This is a genomic window from Saccharomonospora cyanea NA-134 (assembly GCF_000244975.1).
Taxonomy (GTDB): Bacteria; Actinomycetota; Actinomycetes; order Mycobacteriales; family Pseudonocardiaceae; genus Saccharomonospora; species Saccharomonospora cyanea.
Genome location: NZ_CM001440.1, coordinates 2,645,437 through 2,663,964 on the forward strand (window position 1 = coordinate 2,645,437; position 18,528 = coordinate 2,663,964).

At 70.0% G+C, this 18,528-nt stretch carries 21 protein-coding genes and 1 pseudogene; 11 read left to right on the forward strand and 11 right to left on the reverse strand.

Going from position 1 to position 18,528, the window contains the following annotated elements:
* Window positions 1-75 precede the first annotated feature (75 nt).
* Complete coding sequence (locus SACCYDRAFT_RS12455) at window positions 76-633, forward strand: YceI family protein (protein WP_005456586.1); 558 nt, start codon at window positions 76-78, stop codon at window positions 631-633.
* Between the two features lie 31 nt (window positions 634-664).
* Window positions 665-1,642, forward strand: coding sequence for a ring-cleaving dioxygenase (locus tag SACCYDRAFT_RS12460; protein WP_005456588.1), 978 nt, complete (start codon window positions 665-667; stop codon window positions 1,640-1,642).
* Between the two features lie 54 nt (window positions 1,643-1,696).
* On the opposite strand, the gene SACCYDRAFT_RS12465 is transcribed toward SACCYDRAFT_RS12460, so the two are convergent.
* The 3 genes from SACCYDRAFT_RS12465 to SACCYDRAFT_RS12475 are packed head-to-tail and all read right to left on the reverse strand — an operon-like array spanning window position 1,697 to window position 5,210.
* Window positions 1,697-4,012: an FtsX-like permease family protein gene (locus SACCYDRAFT_RS12465; RefSeq protein ID WP_005456590.1), complete on the reverse strand. Its 2,316-nt coding sequence runs from the start codon at window positions 4,010-4,012 to the stop codon at window positions 1,697-1,699.
* Entirely contained in the window at window positions 4,009-4,689 is a 681-nt protein-coding gene (locus SACCYDRAFT_RS12470; RefSeq protein ID WP_005456592.1) for an ABC transporter ATP-binding protein, read from the reverse strand. Before SACCYDRAFT_RS12470 ends, SACCYDRAFT_RS12465 begins: the two co-directional genes overlap by 4 nt.
* Entirely contained in the window at window positions 4,689-5,210 is a 522-nt protein-coding gene (locus tag SACCYDRAFT_RS12475; RefSeq protein ID WP_005456594.1) for a PadR family transcriptional regulator, read from the reverse strand. Before SACCYDRAFT_RS12475 ends, SACCYDRAFT_RS12470 begins: the two co-directional genes overlap by 1 nt.
* 207 nt (window positions 5,211-5,417) lie before the next feature.
* Here SACCYDRAFT_RS12475 and SACCYDRAFT_RS12480 point away from each other — a divergent pair, with 207 nt between their 5' ends.
* From SACCYDRAFT_RS12480 to SACCYDRAFT_RS12495, 4 genes are all read left to right on the forward strand, one after another.
* Window positions 5,418-6,314 carry a metalloregulator ArsR/SmtB family transcription factor gene (locus tag SACCYDRAFT_RS12480; protein WP_005456595.1) on the forward strand — a complete coding sequence of 299 codons (897 nt, stop codon included), beginning with the start codon at window positions 5,418-5,420 and terminating at the stop codon, window positions 6,312-6,314.
* Window positions 6,302-6,880, forward strand: a complete 579-nt coding sequence (locus SACCYDRAFT_RS12485; RefSeq protein ID WP_005456596.1) for a dihydrofolate reductase family protein — start codon at window positions 6,302-6,304, stop codon at window positions 6,878-6,880. The genes SACCYDRAFT_RS12480 and SACCYDRAFT_RS12485 overlap by 13 nt, the downstream gene beginning before the upstream one ends.
* A gap of 140 nt (window positions 6,881-7,020) precedes the next feature.
* Window positions 7,021-7,356, forward strand: a complete 336-nt coding sequence (locus tag SACCYDRAFT_RS12490; protein ID WP_005456597.1) for an ArsR/SmtB family transcription factor — start codon at window positions 7,021-7,023, stop codon at window positions 7,354-7,356.
* On the forward strand, window positions 7,353-9,059 hold the full coding sequence (locus SACCYDRAFT_RS12495) for a SulP family inorganic anion transporter (protein WP_005456598.1): 1,707 nt from the start codon (window positions 7,353-7,355) through the stop codon (window positions 9,057-9,059). Before SACCYDRAFT_RS12490 ends, SACCYDRAFT_RS12495 begins: the two co-directional genes overlap by 4 nt.
* Here SACCYDRAFT_RS12495 and SACCYDRAFT_RS25855 read toward each other — a convergent pair.
* Window positions 9,058-9,273, reverse strand: a pseudogene (locus SACCYDRAFT_RS25855) (PadR family transcriptional regulator); the annotation flags it as partial. The gene SACCYDRAFT_RS12495 and the pseudogene SACCYDRAFT_RS25855 overlap by 2 nt on opposite strands.
* Before the next feature lie 298 nt (window positions 9,274-9,571).
* Here SACCYDRAFT_RS25855 and SACCYDRAFT_RS12500 point away from each other — a divergent pair.
* Window positions 9,572-10,378 carry an MBL fold metallo-hydrolase gene (locus tag SACCYDRAFT_RS12500; protein ID WP_005456599.1) on the forward strand — a complete coding sequence of 269 codons (807 nt, stop codon included), beginning with the start codon at window positions 9,572-9,574 and terminating at the stop codon, window positions 10,376-10,378.
* Window positions 10,379-10,481: 103 nt separating this feature from the next.
* Window positions 10,482-11,294 carry an alpha/beta fold hydrolase gene (locus tag SACCYDRAFT_RS12505; protein WP_005456600.1) on the forward strand — a complete coding sequence of 271 codons (813 nt, stop codon included), beginning with the start codon at window positions 10,482-10,484 and terminating at the stop codon, window positions 11,292-11,294.
* 155 nt (window positions 11,295-11,449) lie between these two features.
* Here SACCYDRAFT_RS12505 and SACCYDRAFT_RS12510 read toward each other — a convergent pair whose 3' ends face one another.
* A complete protein-coding gene (locus SACCYDRAFT_RS12510; RefSeq protein ID WP_043536432.1) occupies window positions 11,450-12,802 on the reverse strand; it encodes a GntP family permease in 1,353 nt (450 codons plus the stop codon).
* A 286-nt stretch (window positions 12,803-13,088) separates the two neighbouring features.
* Here SACCYDRAFT_RS12510 and SACCYDRAFT_RS12515 point away from each other — a divergent pair, with 286 nt between their 5' ends.
* The 3 genes from SACCYDRAFT_RS12515 to SACCYDRAFT_RS12525 are packed head-to-tail and all read left to right on the forward strand — an operon-like array spanning window position 13,089 to window position 15,830.
* A complete protein-coding gene (locus SACCYDRAFT_RS12515) occupies window positions 13,089-14,300 on the forward strand; it encodes a CaiB/BaiF CoA transferase family protein (protein ID WP_005456602.1) in 1,212 nt (403 codons plus the stop codon).
* 1 nt (window position 14,301) lies between these two features.
* Complete coding sequence (locus tag SACCYDRAFT_RS12520; RefSeq protein WP_005456604.1) at window positions 14,302-15,204, forward strand: hydroxymethylglutaryl-CoA lyase; 903 nt, start codon at window positions 14,302-14,304, stop codon at window positions 15,202-15,204.
* Window positions 15,201-15,830, forward strand: coding sequence for an IclR family transcriptional regulator (locus tag SACCYDRAFT_RS12525; protein ID WP_005456605.1), 630 nt, complete (start codon window positions 15,201-15,203; stop codon window positions 15,828-15,830). Before SACCYDRAFT_RS12520 ends, SACCYDRAFT_RS12525 begins: the two co-directional genes overlap by 4 nt.
* Window positions 15,831-15,968: 138 nt before the next feature.
* Here the strand turns inward: SACCYDRAFT_RS12525 and amaP are convergent, their stop codons facing one another.
* Genes amaP through SACCYDRAFT_RS12555 form a run of 6 tightly spaced genes read right to left on the reverse strand, consistent with a single transcriptional unit; the run spans window position 15,969 to window position 18,519 of the window.
* Window positions 15,969-16,541 (reverse strand): alkaline shock response membrane anchor protein AmaP, encoded by a 573-nt coding sequence (gene amaP / locus SACCYDRAFT_RS12530; RefSeq protein ID WP_005456610.1) that lies wholly within the window; start codon window positions 16,539-16,541, stop codon window positions 15,969-15,971.
* Window positions 16,541-17,089 carry an alkaline shock response membrane anchor protein AmaP gene (locus SACCYDRAFT_RS12535; RefSeq protein ID WP_005456612.1) on the reverse strand — a complete coding sequence of 183 codons (549 nt, stop codon included), beginning with the start codon at window positions 17,087-17,089 and terminating at the stop codon, window positions 16,541-16,543. Before SACCYDRAFT_RS12535 ends, amaP begins: the two co-directional genes overlap by 1 nt.
* Window positions 17,086-17,535 carry an Asp23/Gls24 family envelope stress response protein gene (locus SACCYDRAFT_RS12540; protein ID WP_005456618.1) on the reverse strand — a complete coding sequence of 150 codons (450 nt, stop codon included), beginning with the start codon at window positions 17,533-17,535 and terminating at the stop codon, window positions 17,086-17,088. Before SACCYDRAFT_RS12540 ends, SACCYDRAFT_RS12535 begins: the two co-directional genes overlap by 4 nt.
* A complete protein-coding gene (locus SACCYDRAFT_RS12545; RefSeq protein WP_005456620.1) occupies window positions 17,532-17,714 on the reverse strand; it encodes a DUF2273 domain-containing protein in 183 nt (60 codons plus the stop codon). Before SACCYDRAFT_RS12545 ends, SACCYDRAFT_RS12540 begins: the two co-directional genes overlap by 4 nt.
* Window positions 17,715-17,725: 11 nt before the next feature.
* The gene (locus SACCYDRAFT_RS12550; RefSeq protein WP_005456622.1) at window positions 17,726-18,073 is read right to left on the reverse strand and encodes an Asp23/Gls24 family envelope stress response protein; all 348 of its coding nucleotides are present in this window, start codon (window positions 18,071-18,073) and stop codon (window positions 17,726-17,728) included.
* Complete coding sequence (locus SACCYDRAFT_RS12555; RefSeq protein ID WP_005456624.1) at window positions 18,070-18,519, reverse strand: Asp23/Gls24 family envelope stress response protein; 450 nt, start codon at window positions 18,517-18,519, stop codon at window positions 18,070-18,072. Before SACCYDRAFT_RS12555 ends, SACCYDRAFT_RS12550 begins: the two co-directional genes overlap by 4 nt.
* Between the last annotated feature and the right edge of the window lie 9 nt (window positions 18,520-18,528).

Here is an 18,528-nt window from a genome sequence, read left to right on the forward strand (position 1 = left end):
ACCGGGAATTGTTGATGCGTCACCTATGTTGGAGGAGGTGTCAGGATGACACGTCAACAATCTGGAGGCACGGACATGACCGCGAGCGTGGACTACACACAGCTGACCGGCACCTACACCATCGACCCCTCGCACACCCGCATCGGCTTCGTGGCCCGACACGCCATGGTCACCAAGGTGCGCGGCGCGTTCAACGAGTTCGACGGCACCGCCAGGATCGACGGCGACAACCCCGCCGACTCGTCGGTGGAGCTCGTCATCAAGGCCGCGAGCATCGACACCCGCAACGCCGACCGCGACGGGCACCTGCGCAGCAACGACTTCCTGGCCATGGACGAGTACCCGGAGATCACCTTCCGGTCCACCGGGATCGCCTCGACCGGAGAGGGCAGCTTCGACGTCACCGGTGACCTCACCATCAAGGGCGTCACACGGCAGGTCACCATCCCGCTGACCTTCGAGGGTCAGGCCCTCGACCCGTTCGGCAACGTCCGCGTCGGCTTCGAGGGATCGACCACCATCAACCGCAAGGACTTCGGTGTCACCTGGAACGCGGCCCTGGAGACCGGCGGCGTGCTGGTCAGCGACAAGGTCGTCCTCGAGTTCGAGATCTCGGCCATCAAGCAGGACTGAAGCCGGACGGCAAGCGTCTGAGGACTGTTCCATGACACTCGCGAGCAGCGGCCTGCACCACGTCACGGCCATCGCCGGAGACCCGCAGGCGAACGCGGACTTCTACCTGCGGACCCTCGGGCTCCAGCTGGTCAAGACCACGGTGAACTTCGACAACCCCGACGTCTACCACCTGTACTACGGGGACGAGGAGGGAAGGCCTGGCAGCCTTTTGACCTTCTTCCCCTTCGGGAAGGTGCCGCCGGGGCGGCGCGGGCACGGCCAGGCCACCACCACGGCGTTCTCCGTGCCCGCGGAGTCGATCGGCTGGTGGCGGCGACACCTGCGACAGCACGGCACCGACGCAGGTGAGGTCGTCGAGCGCGACGGCGAGGCGACCCTGACCTTCCACGACCCGGACGGGCTGGAACTGATGCTCGTCGCCCACCGGCAGGACGATCCGCGCGCACCGTGGGACAACGGCATCGTCCCCGCCGAGCACGCAGTGCGGGGACTGCACTCGGTGACCATGTCCACCGCCGACGAGTCCGGCACCGCCTCGATGCTGGAGGAACTCGGCCTGAGCCTCACCGGGCAGTACGGGCCCAGACTCCGCTTCGCCGCGGGGGACGGCGAACCCGGCGCCCTGGTGGACGTACTCGTGGACGCCACCGCGCCACGCGGCCTGGTGGCGGGCGGAACGGTGCACCATGTCGCCTTCCGCGCGCCGGACGACGCCACGCAGGAGCGCTGGCGCGACGAACTCGTCGACCGCGGCGAGGACGTCACCGAGATCCGCGACCGCCAGTACTTCCGGTCGATCTACTTCCACGAACCCGGCGGGACGCTGCTGGAGATCGCGACCGACCAACCCGGGTTCACCGCCGACGAGCCACTGCTGGAGCTGGGCCGCGCGCTCAAGCTCCCGCCGTGGCTGGAACCGGACCGCGAGCAGATCGAGAACGGCCTGCCCGCGCTGTCCGTGCCGGGGGAGAACAACCCCGGCGTAGCGGACCAGGTCACCGCCTGACGCCGCCGAGCACGGGTGGTGCGGGGGCGAACCCCGCCGCACCACCCGTGCTCCTCACTCGGACCGCAACGCGTCCAACCTGGTCACCTGCCGGAGCAAGGGCAGGCTGAGCGCCGTCGCCACCAGCACGGCGAGGACGGCGGCCCCACATACCATCCCCACGAGCCCGACGTCCAGGCGAAGGTCCAGGCCGAGGTAGCGCAGCGTGGGCAGGGTGACGGCCAGTCCCGCGCCCACGGCGAGCACCACGCCGACCGCGACGGGAACGATGTTCTGCCAGAGCGCGCTGCGCGCCAGCACCGACAGCGGAACACCCGACGCGGACAGGGCCGCGAGTGGGCGGCGCCGCTCGACGATCTGCTCGATCGACAGCAACAGCAGCGAGAGCGCGGCCACGGCCAGCACGAAGAGCGATGCGGTGAGCAGCAGGCCCTTCATCGTGCTCGTCACCTCGTCGAGCCGCTCGGTCTCGAACATGCCCGGCCCTGACGTCATGACGACGTCCCACTTCAACGGGCTGATCGCCACCGCTGCCGCCTCGTAGGTGGCGGTGCGGTCACCGTCGCCCATCACGTACAGCATCTGCTGCGCGTCCGGTATCTCGATGCCCGCGAAAGCTCCGGGAGTGGCCAGCACACTCCCGACGACCGCGCGAGTCGCCTTCTCCGAGGGAACGGGGCGAGCGTCGCCGGGCACGGTCCAGGCCGGACCGTATCCCGGTTCGTCAGTCGTGTAGTCGACGAACCGCATCGGTTCACCGGCGTGCCGCTCAACGTCGGCGCTGTCAGCACCCTCGTCGGTGCCGACGACGAACACGTCACCGTCGGCGCACGCGCCGACATCCGCCAGGGTCGCCAGGGCCGCACAGTCACCGATCTCCACGAACGCGCCCTCGCCGGAGTCGTCGACCGATTCGAGCGTCGCGCGCACCACGTGGTGGGTGTCGGTGATCGTGGCTGTGTCGGCGAGCAGGTGTTGTGCCTCCGTGACGTGCTCAGCGGGCAAGAAGAGTTCCGCTGCCACAGCCGGTGTGGGTTGCCAGCGGCTGCCCCGAGGCTCCTGCGTGCCCACCGCGCCGACCAGGGTCTGGACGAAGATGGCCCCGGCCAGCACGACCACGAGTCCCGACACGACCCGGCTGGCGGTTCCGCTCTCGAGCTGGAGCCTGCGGATGGCGAACTGCCACGCGGGCGAGCCGCCGCGCAATCGGGCCACCAGCCTCTCGACCGCCCAGGGCAGCAACGCCGCGACGCTGACCAGCAGCAGGCCACTGCCGGTGGCCAGGACGATACTCACGAGCTCGGTGTCGGATCGTTCCTCCACGAAGAGGGTCGCGGCCATCAGTGCGGCACCGAGCCCGGCGATGGTCCAGCGCCAGCCCATCCTCCTGCGCTGAGTGCGGCCTTGGCGGACCACACCGAGCGGCTCGACCACGACGCGGCGCAGCCCGAAGACGGCCGCGCCGACGGCCAGCGCGGGCACGAGCACCGCGATCGCCACGGCCGCGGGCAGGGGTGGGGTGAAGTCCTCGGGGAAGAACCGCAGGCTGAACAGCTCGACCCGGCCGATCAGCGGACGCAACACCGCGAACAGCGCGCCACCGGCCAGGAGCCCGGCGAGAGCACCGAGCAGCGACTCCGCTGCGGCGATCCGGCGGACCTGACGGCTGCTGACGCCCAGCAGCCGCAACGCCGCGAGCCGGCGTTCCCGTTGCGCGGCGCCCATCCGGGACGCCGTGGTGACGAAGATCAGCAAGGGGAGCAGCAGAATGACCGCGAGCGGCGTGACGAGAGCCGCCGTGGTGACGTTCAGCTCCACACCGCTGCGTTCCGTTCCGAACCCGTAGACCTGCTCCACGTCCTCCGCGGTCCGCAGCTCCTCCAGCGGCGCTCCGACGTAGACGACGATGTCGCTGGCCGTGGTCAGGCCCGGTTTGCCGACCTCGCCGACCACGGTGCCGTCGATGCGAGCCTGCGCAGGCCGCCCCTCGGGAGATGCCAGGAACTCCGCGGCTGCGGGGGAGGCGACGACTTCACCAGGGTCGGGAATGCGGTCGAGACCGGGCGGCACCGGTGCGTTGTCCCCGCTCGGCGCGACGACGACGGCCTGGACGTAGTCCTCCCCGGCGTCGATGAACCAGTCGAGCCGATACAGCGGGTCGACACCCGACTGCGGTTCGGTCAGCGGGACCTGCCCGGCTTCCCGCTGTTGTTGCTCGTCGACGACGTTGATCACCGACGCGGCCCCCAGCAATACCGTGACGACCAGCGCGACCCCCAGTGTGGTCATGGCCAGTCTCAGCAGGGCCTGGCCGGAGACCCGGCCGCCCCCGACGGCCAGCCGGAGCCCCAGCGACAGGTCGCGGATCATGCCACCAGCTCCGGGTGACCCACCCGGCCGTCACGGACGACGATCTCGCGGTCGGAGTGCGCGGCCACTCGCGCTTCGTGGGTGACCAGCACGACGGCGGCCTGCGTGTCGCGCACGGCGTCGGTGAACAGCTGCATGACCTTCTCGCCGTTGAGCGAGTCCAGAGCCCCGGTCGGTTCGTCCGCGAACACGACCTTCGGCCTGGTCACCAGAGCGCGCGCCACCGCGACGCGTTGCCCCTGCCCTCCGGAGACGTCGCCCGGTCGGCGGTCGCCCAGCTCGCCCACCTCCAGGCGATCCAGCCACTCCCGTGCCGTGGCCTCCGCCGCCTTGCGTCGGACACCGCCCAGCCGCAGCGGCAACGCGACGTTCTCCAGCAGGGTGAGTTCCGGGACGAGCTGGCCGAACTGGAAGACGAACCCGAACTCGGTGCGGCGCAACGCGCTGCGTTCGCCGTCGTTCATCGCAGCCAGGTCGCGGCCCCGGTAGTGGATCGTGCCGGAGTCCGGCGCGATGATGCCGGCGAGGCAGTGCAGCAACGTCGACTTGCCCGAACCGGACGGCCCCATGACCGCCAGGATCTCGCCCGCGTGCACAGCGACGTCGGCGCCTCGGAGAGCCTGTGTGGGGCCGAAGGCCTTGTGCAGGTCGCGGCCCACCAGCAGTGACTCGGCCATCAGCGCACCGCCTCCTTCAACGCGTCGAGCCTGGCCGCCGTGAGTTCCAGCCATCGCAGGTCGGCCTCCAAGTGGAACAGTGCGTGGTCGCAGATGAGCTGGTCGGCCAGGTCGCCGTCGCGCTTGCGCCGGGTCAGCTCGCGCATGAGGCGCAGGTGGGCCGAACGCTGCGTGTCCAGCAGGTCGTGGGCGCTGCGGCCGGACAGCAGCGCCAGGACCACCTTGGTGTACAGCGTGTTCTGCAGGTACGGCTGCGGGTCCTCCGGCGTGGCAAGCCAGCTGTCCACGTCCGTGACGCCCGCGTCGGTGATGGTGTAGCGCTTGCGGTCCGGTCCCGCGCCCTGCTCGACTCCGGCTTCTTCCACGAGGCCGTTGCGCAGCAGCCGGGACAACGTCGAGTACACCTGGCCGTAGGCGAGCGGCTTGCCCTGGGCGAAACGCTCGTCGTAGGCCCGTTTGAGGTCGTAGCCGTGTCGTGGCCCCGGTTCGAGCAACGCCAGAAGCGTTCGTGACACCGACATGGACCCTCCTTTCCTGGATCAGCACCTGTGCCCCGAACTATACACTCGGTGTATTCACCAGGCGTATACACCACGTGAGCAGGTCGGACACGGGAATCGGCGCCCGGCAGTCGACCTTTACTTCGATGTGTCGCCCGGGAGGGTCCGCTCCGATGAGAAGCTTTTATTCCTTGACGGGAATATTCTTCCTCAAGAAGACTTCCGTCCATGGACACTCCGCTCCTCGCCGCGTTGGCCGATCCGGCCCGCTGGCGACTCGTGAGGCTGCTGGCCGAACGGCCGCGCCCGGTCGGTGTGCTGGCCCAGCTCGCCGAGGCCCGCCAGCCACAGACGACCAAACACCTACAGACCCTCGAACGCGCCGGTGTCGTCACCTCCCAGCGCAGCGGCCAGCGCCGCATCTACGCCCTCCGGCCCGGCCCGTTGCGGGAGCTGGCGGCAACCCTGAACCGGCTCGCCGACACCGCCGACCAGATCGGTGGTCCGCGCGAGACCTACGACCGCTACGAGGCAAGCCTCGATGTGGAACGGCGCGCCGCCGGGGAACCGGGGTGGGCCGACGGCCGCTCGTTCCGGTTCGGCCGGTCGCTGGCGGGCAGCCCCGAGACGGTCTGGCGCCACCTGACCGATCCCGCACTGCTCACCCGCTGGTGGACACCCGACGACCTGCGGGTCTCCGAACTCGTCTTCGAGGCACGACCGGGCGGGCGCATCGTCCAGGAGTACCGCGACGCCGAGGACACCGGCGGCTCCGACCCGGTCGCCGGACGCGCGGAGGGAGTCGTCGAAGACCTGCGCCCCGGTGAGCGCATCGCCTACCGGCTCTCCCCGCTGCTTCCCGACGGCAGCACCGCCTTCACCGCGCACGTCACCCTCGACCTCCGAGCCACCGGCACCGGCACCGGCACCGGCACCGGCACCGAACTCGACGCCCACTGGCGGATCACCGGCAGCACCGTCGACTCCGCCGACTTCATCGCGGGCATCGAGATCGGCTTCGGCCAGAGCCTGGACAAGCTCGCGGCGACCCTCACCGCGGACCCACACGGCACCGACACCACCGAGCACACCACCGACGCGAGGAGCTTCTCGTGGGACGACTGATCGTCAACATCGCCGTGACCGCCAACGGCGCCTTCCAGGCACCGGCACCCGAACCGCAGGGATGGCTGGTCACCGACCCCGGCAGCATGCAGGCCGGACTGGAGATGTGGCAGGCGGCCGACGCCATGGTGCTCGGGCGCAAGACCTACGAGGGACTGTCCGCCGCCTGGCCCCAACTCGCCGACGTCCCCGGCTTCGAGGCGTACGCGGCCCGGATGAACGGCATGCCCAAGTACGTCGCGTCCCGGTCGCTGACCGGTCCACTGGAATGGAACGCCACCCTGCTCGACGGCGACCTCGTCAAGAGCGTGAGCCGACTCAAGGACGAACACGACGGCAACCTGATCGTTCCCTGCGCGGGCGAACTGACCCGGGACCTCATCGCACACGACCTCGTCGACGAGTTCCGCTTCAACGTCAGCCCCTACCTGTGGGCGGCCGGGCCACGGGTCTTCGACGGCCTCGGGCCCGTCCGGCTGGAACTCCTCAACACGACGACCTTCCCCTCCGGTGTGGTCTGCCTGTGCTACCGGCCCGCCCCGGCAGCCACCCCCTCCGCCGGGTAACTCCCGTGGCAGCCGGGTCCCGACCTCAGAACCGGGCCCGGCACCTCGGAAGGACACGCGGTGACCAGAAGCACAATTGCATAATTCTGCAATTTCTCACATGATGGAGCGGCCACTGTTCCCGAGGCGTGGGGAGTGCCGTGCCCGTACCGCTCTATCAGGCGAAGGCCGAGTTCTTCCGCATGCTCGGCCACCCGGTGCGAATCCGGGTCCTCGAACTACTCCAGGACGGGCCCAAGCCGGTCCACGAACTCCGGGCTGCCATGGAGATCGAGGCCCCCAGCCTCTCGCAACAGCTGGCCGTGCTGCGGCGTTCGGGCATCGTCACAGCCACGCGCGACGGCACGACCGTCGTCTACGCGCTCGCCGGTGGTGACGTCGCCGACCTGATGCGGGCGGCCCGGCGAATCCTCACCGAGATGCTCGCCGGGCAGAACGAACTGCTCGACGAGTTGCGCGCGGAAGACACCCGATGACCCGAACGTCGCCCGCCGCGTGGCAGCGGCTGTGGTCCATGCTGCCCGGCCGCGCCGACATCCAGGCGATCCGGCGCAATCCCCGCCGCGATCTGCTTGCCGGGTTGACCGTGGCGATCGTCGCGCTGCCGCTGGCGCTCGGGTTCGGAGTGTCCTCGGGACTCGGCGCGGAGGCCGGGCTGGCGACCGCCGTGGTCGCCGGTGCTCTCGCCGCGGTGTTCGGCGGGTCGAACGTGCAGGTCTCCGGACCCACCGGTGCGATGACCGTCGTCCTCGTTCCGATCGCCGCAGCACACGGTGCCGGGGGTGTGCTCACGGTCGGGTTGATCGCAGGCGTCATCCTGGTCGTGCTCGCGTTCGCCCGCGCGGGGCGGTTCATGAGCTACATCCCCGCCTCGGTGGTGGAAGGCTTCACCCTCGGTATCGCCTGTGTCATCGGCCTGCAGCAGATCCCGAACGCGCTCGGTGTGGGGGAGGTCGGCGGCGAGCACGTCCTCACGTCGACCTGGCAGGCCGTCCAGGCGTTCGCCCGGCACCCGGACTGGACGTCGGTGGTCGTGGCGGTGGCGGTGGCGGTCGTGATGCTCGCCGGTGCCCGCTGGCGTCCGGGTGTACCGTTCTCCATTCTCGCGATCACCGCGGCGACCGTCGTGGTCGAACTCGTCGGATGGAACGTGACACCGATCGGTGAGCTACCCGCCGGGCTGCCCGCACCGTCGCTCGGCTTCGTCGACCTCGGAACCGTTTCCGCGCTGCTGCCCTCCGCGCTCGCCGTGGCGGCACTGGCCGCTCTCGAATCGCTGCTGTCGGCCTCCGTCGCGGACGGCATGACGGTGGGGCAGAAACACGATCCCGACCGTGAGCTGTTCGGGCAGGGTCTGGCCAACCTCGCGGCCCCGCTGTTCGGCGGTGTGCCCGCCACGGGCGCGATCGCGCGCACCGCCGTGAACGTGCGAGCCGGAGCCGGCTCGCGGCTCGCGTCGCTGGCCCACGCCGCCGTCCTCGCCGTCATCGTCTATGCCGCCGCGCCCCTGGTGTCGGCGATTCCGCTGGCCGCGCTCGCGGGCGTGCTGCTGGCCACGGCGGTCAGGATGGTCGAGGTCGGCAGCGTCAAGGCGATGGCGAGGGCGACCCGGCCCGACGCGGTCGTACTCGTCTCGACGGCCGTGGCCACCGTGGTACTGGACCTCGTCTACGCGGTGCTGCTCGGCATGCTCATGGCGGGCACGCTCGCGCTGCGGTCCATCGCGCGGCAGGCACGGCTCGACCAGGTCGACCTCATCGGCGACCTCCCCGGCGCCACGACCGACGAGGAGCACGCCCTCCTGACCGAGCACATCGTCGCCTACCGCATCGACGGGCCGCTGTTCTTCGCGGCCGCGCACCGGTTCCTGCTGGAGCTGCCCGACGTCACGGACATGTCGGCGCTGATCCTGCGGATGTCCCGCGTCACCACCATCGACGCCAGCGGCGCGCTTGTGCTCAAGGACGCCATCGAGAAGCTCGAGCACCGGGGCATCGTCGTCTACGTCTCCGGGATCCGGGACGGCCACCACAAGCCGTTGGAGGCCCTGGGCGTGATCACCCGGCTCGCTGAGGAAGGACGGGTTTTCGCGACCACCCCCGAGGCCATCGCCGCGGCGCGCACGCACCTCCACGACAACGGAACCCTCCCGGTCCCGCCGCGCACCGAACCGGCCTGACCGTCGATGGAGCAGACCTGGAAGCTGTGTAGCGCTTGCGGTCCGGTCCCGCGCCCTGCTCGACTCCGGCTTCTTCCACGAGGCCGTTGCGCAGCAGCCGGGACAACGTCGAATACACCTGGCCGTAGGCGAGCGGCTTGCCCTGGGCGAAACGCTCGTCGTAGGCCCGTTCGAGGTCGTAGCCGTGTCGTGGCCCTGGTTCGAGCAACGCCAGAAGCGTTCGTGCCTTCCTTCGAACGTCGTTCGTGACAGCGAACTGTTAACAATGCGTATAACCCACATGGGGCGGGTGTTTCGGCAGCTCATGCGCCACGCGTCACATCCCGTGGGCACACCCACTCGATCCGCTTCGGACGGCGCCCCACCTTGACGCTGCCCCACCACAGGACGAGCATCCGAACGGTCGGGTACTCGCCGTGCTCGTCGTCGCGGTGTTCGCACCGTGCTTACCGAGGTGCAGAGACGGCGGAGGCGACATCGACGCCCGCAGACCGCTCCCGACGGAGAACCTCATGCGAATCCATCACATCGCACCTGACATCAGCATGCTCAGCGATCCACTCGCCGTGCCCGGACTCGGTTTCCTGCCAGTCAACGCGTTCGTACTGAGAGCGGCCGAACCCGTCGTGGTCGACACCGGACTCAGCCTGCCCGGGCGCGGGTTCATGGAAGCACTCGGCTCGGTCATCCACCCGAGCGACGTGCGGTGGATCTGGTTGACGCATCCGGATCGCGACCACACCGGCGCGTTGTTCGACCTTCTCGACGCCGCCCCGCCCGCGAAGGTGGTCACGACGTTCCTCGGTATGGGGATCATGTCCACCGAACGGCCGCTGCCTCTCGACCGGGTGTTCCTGGTCAACCCGGGCCAGACACTCGACGTGGGCGACCGCACGCTGTTCGCGTTTCGTCCGCCGCTGTTCGACAACCCGGCGACAGTGGGCTTCTACGACCCGCGCTCCCGCGCCTGCTTCAGCTCGGACTGCTTCGGAGCACCGATGGCCAGCGCCGACATAGCCGGCGGCAACGACGCCTTCGACGTGCCGCCGGACGAGCTACGGGCGGCGCAACTGTTGTGGGCGACGGTGGACAGCCCGTGGATCGAGAACGTGGACCGCGCGGCATACCTCGCCACGATCCGACCGCTGGAGGTCACGGAACCGGAACTCGTCCTCAGCACCCACCTGCCGCCTGCGATCGGTCGCACCGACACGATGCTCGACATGCTGGCCGCGGCTCCCGGCTCGCGCGCGTTCGTGGGCCCTGACCAGCAGGCGCTGGAGGAGCTGCTCGCGGGTTTCGAACGCACGCCCGGCTGATGCCCGGCGGGGCCCGATGGGCGGAGGCACCCCGGGTCTATTCCCGGCGCCGCTATGCGGCTCCGTCGTCACTCATCCACGAAACCCACCCCGGGGAGGTTCCATGACGGGCGAAATGATCGATGCGGACGGCACCCGTATCTGGGTCGAACGGCGGGGTGAGGGCCCCGACGTGCTCCTCGTCGCCGGGCTCGGCGACCCCGCCGAAGCGTGGCGGGCACAGTTGGACGGACTGTCCGACTACTACCGGGTCACCGCCTTCGACAACCGCGGTGCGGGCCGCACGCCCCTACCCGACGAGCCGTTGACCGTCGCGATGATGGCCGACGACGCCGCGGCGGTGCTGAGAGCACTCGACGTGCGCGCGGCCCATGTCGCGGGGTTCTCCGGTGGCAGCCTCATCGCCCAGGAGCTGACGCTGCGGCACCCCGAGCTCGTGCGCAGTCTCGTGCTGATGAGCACGTTCTCCCGCCCCGATCCCTACTTCCGCCGTATGACGGGATTCTGGCACTGGATGGTGGACCGGGCACCGGACGAACGGGCCATGCTGGAAGCGTTCTACCTGTGGATCTACACCCGGCGGGCCCACGCCGACGGCACGGTCGACCGGCTGATAGACGAGGCGCTGGCCTTCCCGCATCCCCAGTCCGCGGAGGCGTTCCAGAGCCAGCTCGCGCCGTTCGCCACCCACGAGACCCTCGACCGGCTGCCCGGCATCACCGCGCCCACGCTCGTGCTGGCCGGTGAGCTCGACCTCGCCACGCCGCCCCACCTCGGCAGGCAGGTCGCCGAAGCCATCCCGGGCGCGGTCTTCGAGGTACTGCCGGGCGAGGCGCACCAGCCGTTCCAGGAAGTGCCGGACCTCTTCAACGCCCGGGTCGACCGGTTCTGGCGGGAGATCGACGGACGCGGCTGAGTCACCAGCAGGCAGGAAGTCGACGAGCTGGCGGACAAGGCGATCGAGGCCGGAGCTCGGTCACTGGGCGAGGCGGACGACGAGGGCTTCAAGTACATGACGGCCACCAGTGGTCGTTCATCTACATGGATCCCTCCGCCGTGCCGCGGACGTGATCAGAACACCAGCGCCATGAGCTGGATCGGCACCATGGCGATCACCGACGCACACGACACCGTGAACGTCACCGACTTCAGCGCGCCCCGGGTCGTCTGCGGCAGCAGGGTCTGCAACAGCCAGAACGTGTTGCTGGTGGCGTGGATGACGAACAGCGAGCCCGCTCCGGCGGCCAGCGCCACGAAGACCGGGTCGATGCCCAGCAGCGGCATCACCGGCCCGAGCACACCCGCCGCGGTGATCGAGGCCAGCACCACCGAGCCGATCGCGATGTGCAGCACGGCCGCCACCAGCCACACCAGCAGCAGCGGTAGCACCGTGCTGGTGGAGAAGTAGCCCTTGAGCAGCTCGCCGAGACCGATGTCCTTGACGGTCTGCGCGAGCGACCCGCCCACGCCGGTCAGGATCAGGATCTGCCCGCTCTCGTGGAAACCGCGGCGGAACGCTGCCGCCGAACGCTCGGCGGGCAGGGTCCGGCGGGCGACCACGAGCGCCCCGACGAGGCCGATGAGCAGCGCCACCACGGGGTTGCCGAGCAGGTCGACCACCGGGGACGTGAAGCCCACCATCTCGGCGATGGCACCGAAGGCGATGAGCAGCAGTGCCAGCAGCAGCGGGGCCAGTGACAGGCGCAGCGGCGGGAGCCCACGCCCGTCCTCGCCACCCTCCGGGACGGGCTGCTCCACGTCCTCGGCGACCGGCAGCTCCTCGGTCTCGTCCAGTTCGGGCTTCCACAGGCCGCGCTTGGCGAGCGCGGTGAACAGCGCCAGCGTCGTCACGATGGTGAACACGGCCGTGACCACGCCGAAGACGAACATCGTGCCGAACGACAGGTTCATCACCCCGGCCAGCGCGACCGCCCCCACGCCGGGCAGTACGAACACCAGGCCGACCTCGATGCCGAGCGCCATGGCCGCGCACATCCGGGCCGCACCGTAGGGGCCGATCTGGCGGGACAGGCGGCTCGCCAGCGGAGCCGTGATCACCAGCAGGACGTCGGCGAAGATCGATTGCAGGACCGTGCCGATGGTGCTTCCGAACGTGTAGGGCAACGCGCGTGGGCCGAAGGTCCGGACCAGCAGCGCCACGAGCTTCTCGATGGCCCCGAGCGCGGTCATCAGTGAGCCGAGCAGCACGCCGAAGGCGATGAGGAGTCCGACCTCCGCCATCAGGTCACCGAAGCCGGTGGTGATCGACGTGATGGTCTTCTCGGGGCCGAGCCCGGAGACCAGCCCCAGATACAGCGCGCCGATGACGAGGGCGATGGCCGGGCTGACCTTCGCCTTGAGGATGAGCACGACCACACCGACGATGGTGATCGCGGTGTTGGCGAAGACAACGATGTCTGACATACGGGTCCGCTTCCGTCGGGTCGGCTCCACACCGACTCCTGTTGTGCATCGCGCGCGTCGACTGTGGACGCCGCGAGTGGATCGGTGCACTCGCGCGGCGACGAAGACGGACGGGCGCAGTCTAGCCCTCGTTCCGCCGAGATCAAGGCCTTGTTTTGTCCGCGAGCCCGGGACTATGTTGGCCCCTTGCCAGATAGAGCAAGACGTTTGCCGAATACTGGCAAAGCGACGCGGGGACTGGCGAAGACGGACATCGCACGGACCTGCGAGAGCTGGAGACGAGCTGATGACACGCAGTGGCAACGGTCCACTGACCGGGGTCAGGGTGGTGGAACTCGGGAACTTCATCGCGGCCCCCACGGCAGGCCGGATTCTGGCCGATTTCGGAGCCGACGTCGTGAAGGTGGAGCGGCCCAGAACAGGCGACGAGTTACGCACCTGGCGGTTGCACGGCGGTGACGTGTCACTGCTGTTCCGCACCATGGCCCGCAACAAGCGTTCCGTGACGCTCGATCTGCGTTCCGCCAAGGGACAGGACGTCGCTCGGCGGCTGGTCACGGACGCCGACATCGTGCTGGAGAACTTCCGGCCCGGAACCCTGGAGCGGTGGAACCTCGGCCCCGAGGAGATCCGACGCGTCAACCCGGACGCCGTGCTGGTGCGGATCTCCGGGTTCGGGCAGACCGGCCCCTACCGTGACCGGCCGGGTTTCGGCGGGGTGGCCGAGGCCTTCGGGGGCTTGCGCCACCTCACCGGCTACCCGGGCATGCCGCCGGTGCGCACCGGGGTCAGCCTGGCGGACTCGGTGGCAGGCCTGTACGCGGTGATCGGCGCGCTGCTGGGATTACTGCGGCGGCGTGCGGGCGACGGTGGCGACACCGTCGACGTCGCCCTGTACGAGGCGGTGTACTCGCTGATGGAGTCGTCGGTGCCCGACTACGACGCGTTCGGCGTCACCCGGCAGGCCACGGGCGCGACGATCCCGGGTGTGGTGCCGTCGAACACGTACCTCTGCGCCGACGGTCGTTACGTGGTGGTCGGCGGCAACAACAACGCCATCTTCGACCGCCTCATGCGGCTGGTCGGCAGGGCCGACCTCGCCGACGATCCGGAACTCACGAGCAACGTGGGCCGGGTACGACGCGCCGACGAGATCGACGAGGCCATTAACGACTGGACGAGGCAGCGGGACAGCCGGGAGGTTCTCACCGCACTCGCGGACTCGTCCGTCCCGAGTGGACCCATTTGCGACATTCCCGACATCGTCGCCGACGAGCACTTCGCGGCAAGGGGAATGCACGAACGGCACCGGGTGCGCATCGAGGGGGACGAGACGCGCGAGGTGGTCTTCCCCGGAGTGGTGCCGAAGCTGTCCGAGAACCCGGGCCGGACCCGGTGGCTGGGACCGGAACTCGGTGAGCACACCGACGAGGTGCTCGCGGAACTGGGCTACTCCGCGGCGGAGACCGACGACCTGCGGGCCGAGGGAGTGATCTGACATGGTGCTCATCACCGAGGTGTCCCTGCGCGACGGGCTACAGATCGAGCCGGTGGTCGTGCCCACCGAGGCCAAGATCCGCTTCGCCACACGTTTGGTCGAAGCGGGTTTTTCGAGCCTGGAGGTCGGGGCGTTCGTCAACCCCGCCAGGGTGGCGACGATGGCCGACACCGGCGAGGTGGTCGCCGGTCTCGCGGACCAGCGGGCCGCCTGCCACACGCTGGTGCTCAACGAACGCGGCGCCCGTCGAGCCGTGGCGGCGGGAGCGCGCCACGCACGCCTGGTCATGTCGGCCAGCGAGGGTCACAGCGAGGCGAACTCCGGTGCGGGCACCGACGAGGTGATGCGCAGGCTGGCGCGTGCCGCCGACGTGCTGCGCGAGGCCGGGATCCGCCTGGAGGGTTGCATCGCCACGGCGTTCGTCTGTCCCTTCGACGGGGACACCCCCGTCGAAAGGGTGGTGCGCGTGGCCCGGCACTACGCCGACCTCGGCGTCGAGGTACTGCATCTCGCCGACACCATCGGCGCCGCCTCGCCCAGCGACGTCACACGCGCGCTCGCCGCCGTGCGCGACGTGTTCCCGATCGAGCGGATCGGGCTGCACCTGCACAACACCTACGGCATGGCGGCGGCCAACGCGTGGGCGGCCTACGGTCACGGTGTGCGCCGGTTCGACGCCGCGCTCGGCGGTCTCGGCGGCTGCCCGTTCGCGCCCGGTGCCACGGGCAACATCGCCGCGGACGACCTGATCCACCTGTTCCACCGGGAAGGCATCGACACCGGCATCGACACCGCGAAGCTCGGCCCGTTGCGTGACGAGCTGGCCGGGCTGGTCGGACACGAACTGCCGTCGGCGTTGGCCAAGGTTCCCGCCACGCCGGCCGTGGTGCGGAGCCGGTCGTGAAGGGCTCCTCCACCACCGGTGTCGGTGTCCTGGACCGGTCGGTGGCGATCCTGGACTGCGTGGAGAGCCGCCCGATGGGCACGAGCGAGCTGGCCAGGGCGCTGGGGCTCACGGTGTCCACCGCACACCGGCTGGTCACGGCGCTCGCGGCGCACGGATTGCTGCGGCGTGACACCGACGGCCGTTTCCACCTGGGCCCCCGCTTCGCCACCTCCGCGCTGGCCGAGGTCGCCCGCCCGGTGCTGGAGGAACTCTGCGCCACGGCGGGGGAGTGCGTGCAACTGTGGGTGCGACGTGCCGACCACCGCCTGTGCGTGGTGAGTGTCGAATGCGGCGAGGAGCTGCGGGCCAGTCAGCCGGAGGGCTGCCTGCTCCCGCTGCCGCACGGCTCGTCGGCGCAGGTGCTGCTGGGGGAGCGCGATCCCGCCGGGCACGGCTGGGTGGAGACCATGCAGGGCCGCGCACCGGGAGTGGGTTCCGTGAGCGCGCCCGTGCACCTGCACGGCGACGTCGTCGCCGCGGTATGCCTGTCGGCGCCGATCCAGCGACTCGAACCCAGTCCCGGTGCGCGGTACGGGACGCAGGTGGTGGCTGCCGCCGCCCGCATCGAGGCCGCGCTGGCCTGACAGTGACGGAGGGGCGGCATCGTCCGTGCGGCGCCGACCCCTGCAGCCGCCTCCGGACCGGCTCGAACCCGCGCCGCGGCATCCGTCGCCTCGTCGGCCGCGGTGGTCCAGGCTGGAGACGGAGCGACCCCGGGGGCGTCAGCTGACGCGGGCCGACCGTGCTGTAGTGACGGTGAGATCGAGCTGGATCGGCAGTCCGGGGTCGTCCAGGGCCGCTCGGGCGTGGGCGAGCGCTTCCGTCTCGATCCGCTGCCGTACCGCCGAGAGGTCGGCGCTGTTCTCGACGGTGGCGGTGACCACGAGCTCGAAGTCGTCGGGATCACCGATCACCCGGGCACCGGCCGAGGACACACCGGAATAACTCTCGATCTCCTCGGTGACGGCGCGCGTCACGGCGTCGGACAGCAGGATCGTGCGTCCCGGCCCTTCGGCTGAAACCACCAGGTCCCCGGTGCGGTCGGTGGAGAAGAGGATCACCAGCAGCCACCGCAGGCACAGCAGCACGAGCACCAGCGCCACAACGGCCACCACCGGCCAGAGCCAGGAGCCGTTACGGCCGACGTAGTCGGCCACCACGTTGTCGGTCAGGGACCGGCGTTGGAACCCGCTCCCGAACACGCCGAAGGAGGCTGCCCCACCGAGGCCGCCCGCGGCGACGAGGACGAGGGCGAGAATGAGGAGGATGGTGCGGTTGGTGCGGTCGGCGTGCATCATGCGCTCCGTGTGCGGGCCGAGACCGAGGGTGCCGAGCGCAACTGGAGCCGCCGGAGGCTTTCGCGGGCTGCCTCGGTCACGGTCCGGTCGAGCTGGCGCACCATCGCCTTGTTGTGGCTGCCCGTGGTCGCCGAGACCTTCACCGCGCGACGTTTCACCTTCACGCGTGCCGCCCGGATGCCGTCGACCTCGGCCACGGCCGAGCGCACCGCCGCCGCCACGCCGCGGCGAGTGTAGGCGGTGTCCACCGGCCGGACTCCGGAGTCGGCCTCGGCCCCGTGGTCGACCGGAAGGCGGCGCAGCCGGGGGCGCTTGACCTCGGCGACCAGCAGGACGAGGCCGACGACGAGCAACGCCACGCAGACGATCCGGACCACGACGTCCTGCCACACGGTGTCGTCGGCCCACCGTTGAGTGGCCCGCCAGTCCCACACCGCCGGTCCCCGGTCGAGCAGGGCCGCGATCACCTCGGCGATCACCAGGACACTCCCGGCGATGAGCGCGAGACACAGCAGAGTGGCCAGCAATCGATTGAGCAACCTCATGCGCTCTCCTCGTCCCCCGTCCGTGTCCGCGCTGTCGACCCCGTGGCGAGGTCGGTCACCTCGATGTCGATGTCGGTGATCACCAGTCCGGTCAGTTCCGCGACGCGTTCACCGACGTGCCTGCGCACCGCCGCGCAGACGCGCGGGACCGGTGCGGGCCACCGGACACTGATCACCAGAGACAGGCGAGCGGAGGCGCCGTCGACCCGCGCGACCGTCTTCGGCGCCACCGCGAGGCTCGTGCGCCGCACACCTGGTGTCCTCCGGTGCCCGAGCGCCCGGCCGAGCCTGCCGACCGCGGCGGAACCGGCGTCCGCGATCTCCGACGCCGCGTGCGCCGCGATCTTGGCGACCACGTCCTCGCTGATGTCGATGCGGCCGAACTCCGTGCGGCCCGGCCGGGCCTGTCCCACCGAGATCGGGGCGGTGTCCTGCTGGCCGCTCATCGGCTCTGGCGTCGTTCCGGTACGAAGCGGGAGACGTCGATGTCCCCGTCGAGGACCTTGCCGATCACGTAGCCGATCAGCGTCACGAACAGGACGATCAGCATCTGCCCGAAACCGCCGAAGGCCCAGGCAAGACCGAACGCCACCCCGACGAGCGTTCCCATGTACGCGCGGGTCATGGTCCTCACCTTCACAACTCGAACTCGAAATCGGCGCGCTCGGTGGGCGCTCCGGCAAGACGGGCCACGATCACGTCCACCCGCCGTCCCGCCACGTGCGGCGCGACAGCCGCCTGGATGCGCCTGCCCAGTTCCGGGATGGGGACACCCCACTCGCCGATGACCTGCACGGTCACGCGGTCCGATTCCACCCGGACACCGGGCACCGTACGTCCGGGCAGATACGACACGGCGGGCGCCTGGGCAGGCCTGGCCACACCGCCCTCCAGCCCGAGAACTCCCGGGCAGGCTCGGGTGGTGTCGGCGACTCTGTCGACGTCGACACCGTCCACGAGCCCAGGACCGCGCGGTGCGGTCATGACACCCTCGGTGGCGTTTCCTGTCCCTCGTCCGGCAGGTACACGTCGTCCACGTTGATGTTGACCTCGGTGACCTCCAACCCGGTCATCCGCTCGACGGTCTGCTTGACGTTGCGCTGGATGCTCCTGCCGAGTTCCGCGATCGAGATGCCGTACTCGACCACGATGTCCAGGTCGATCGCCGCCTGGGTCTCACCGACCTCGACTCCGACCCCCTGGGACACGCTGGGGCCGGAGCTGCCGGGAATGCGTTCCCGTATCGCGCCGACCGTGCGCCCACCGGTCGTCCCCATGTCGTGCACCCCGCTGATCTCCCGGCAGGCCACGCCCGCGATCTTGGAGACCACGCTCTGGGACACGCTGATGCGGCCGGCATCGGAGGACAACGGGTCGCTGGAAGCCCGCTCCGCCGGTCGGCTCCTCGTGGCCTGATCGGGTTGGGACATGTCAGCACC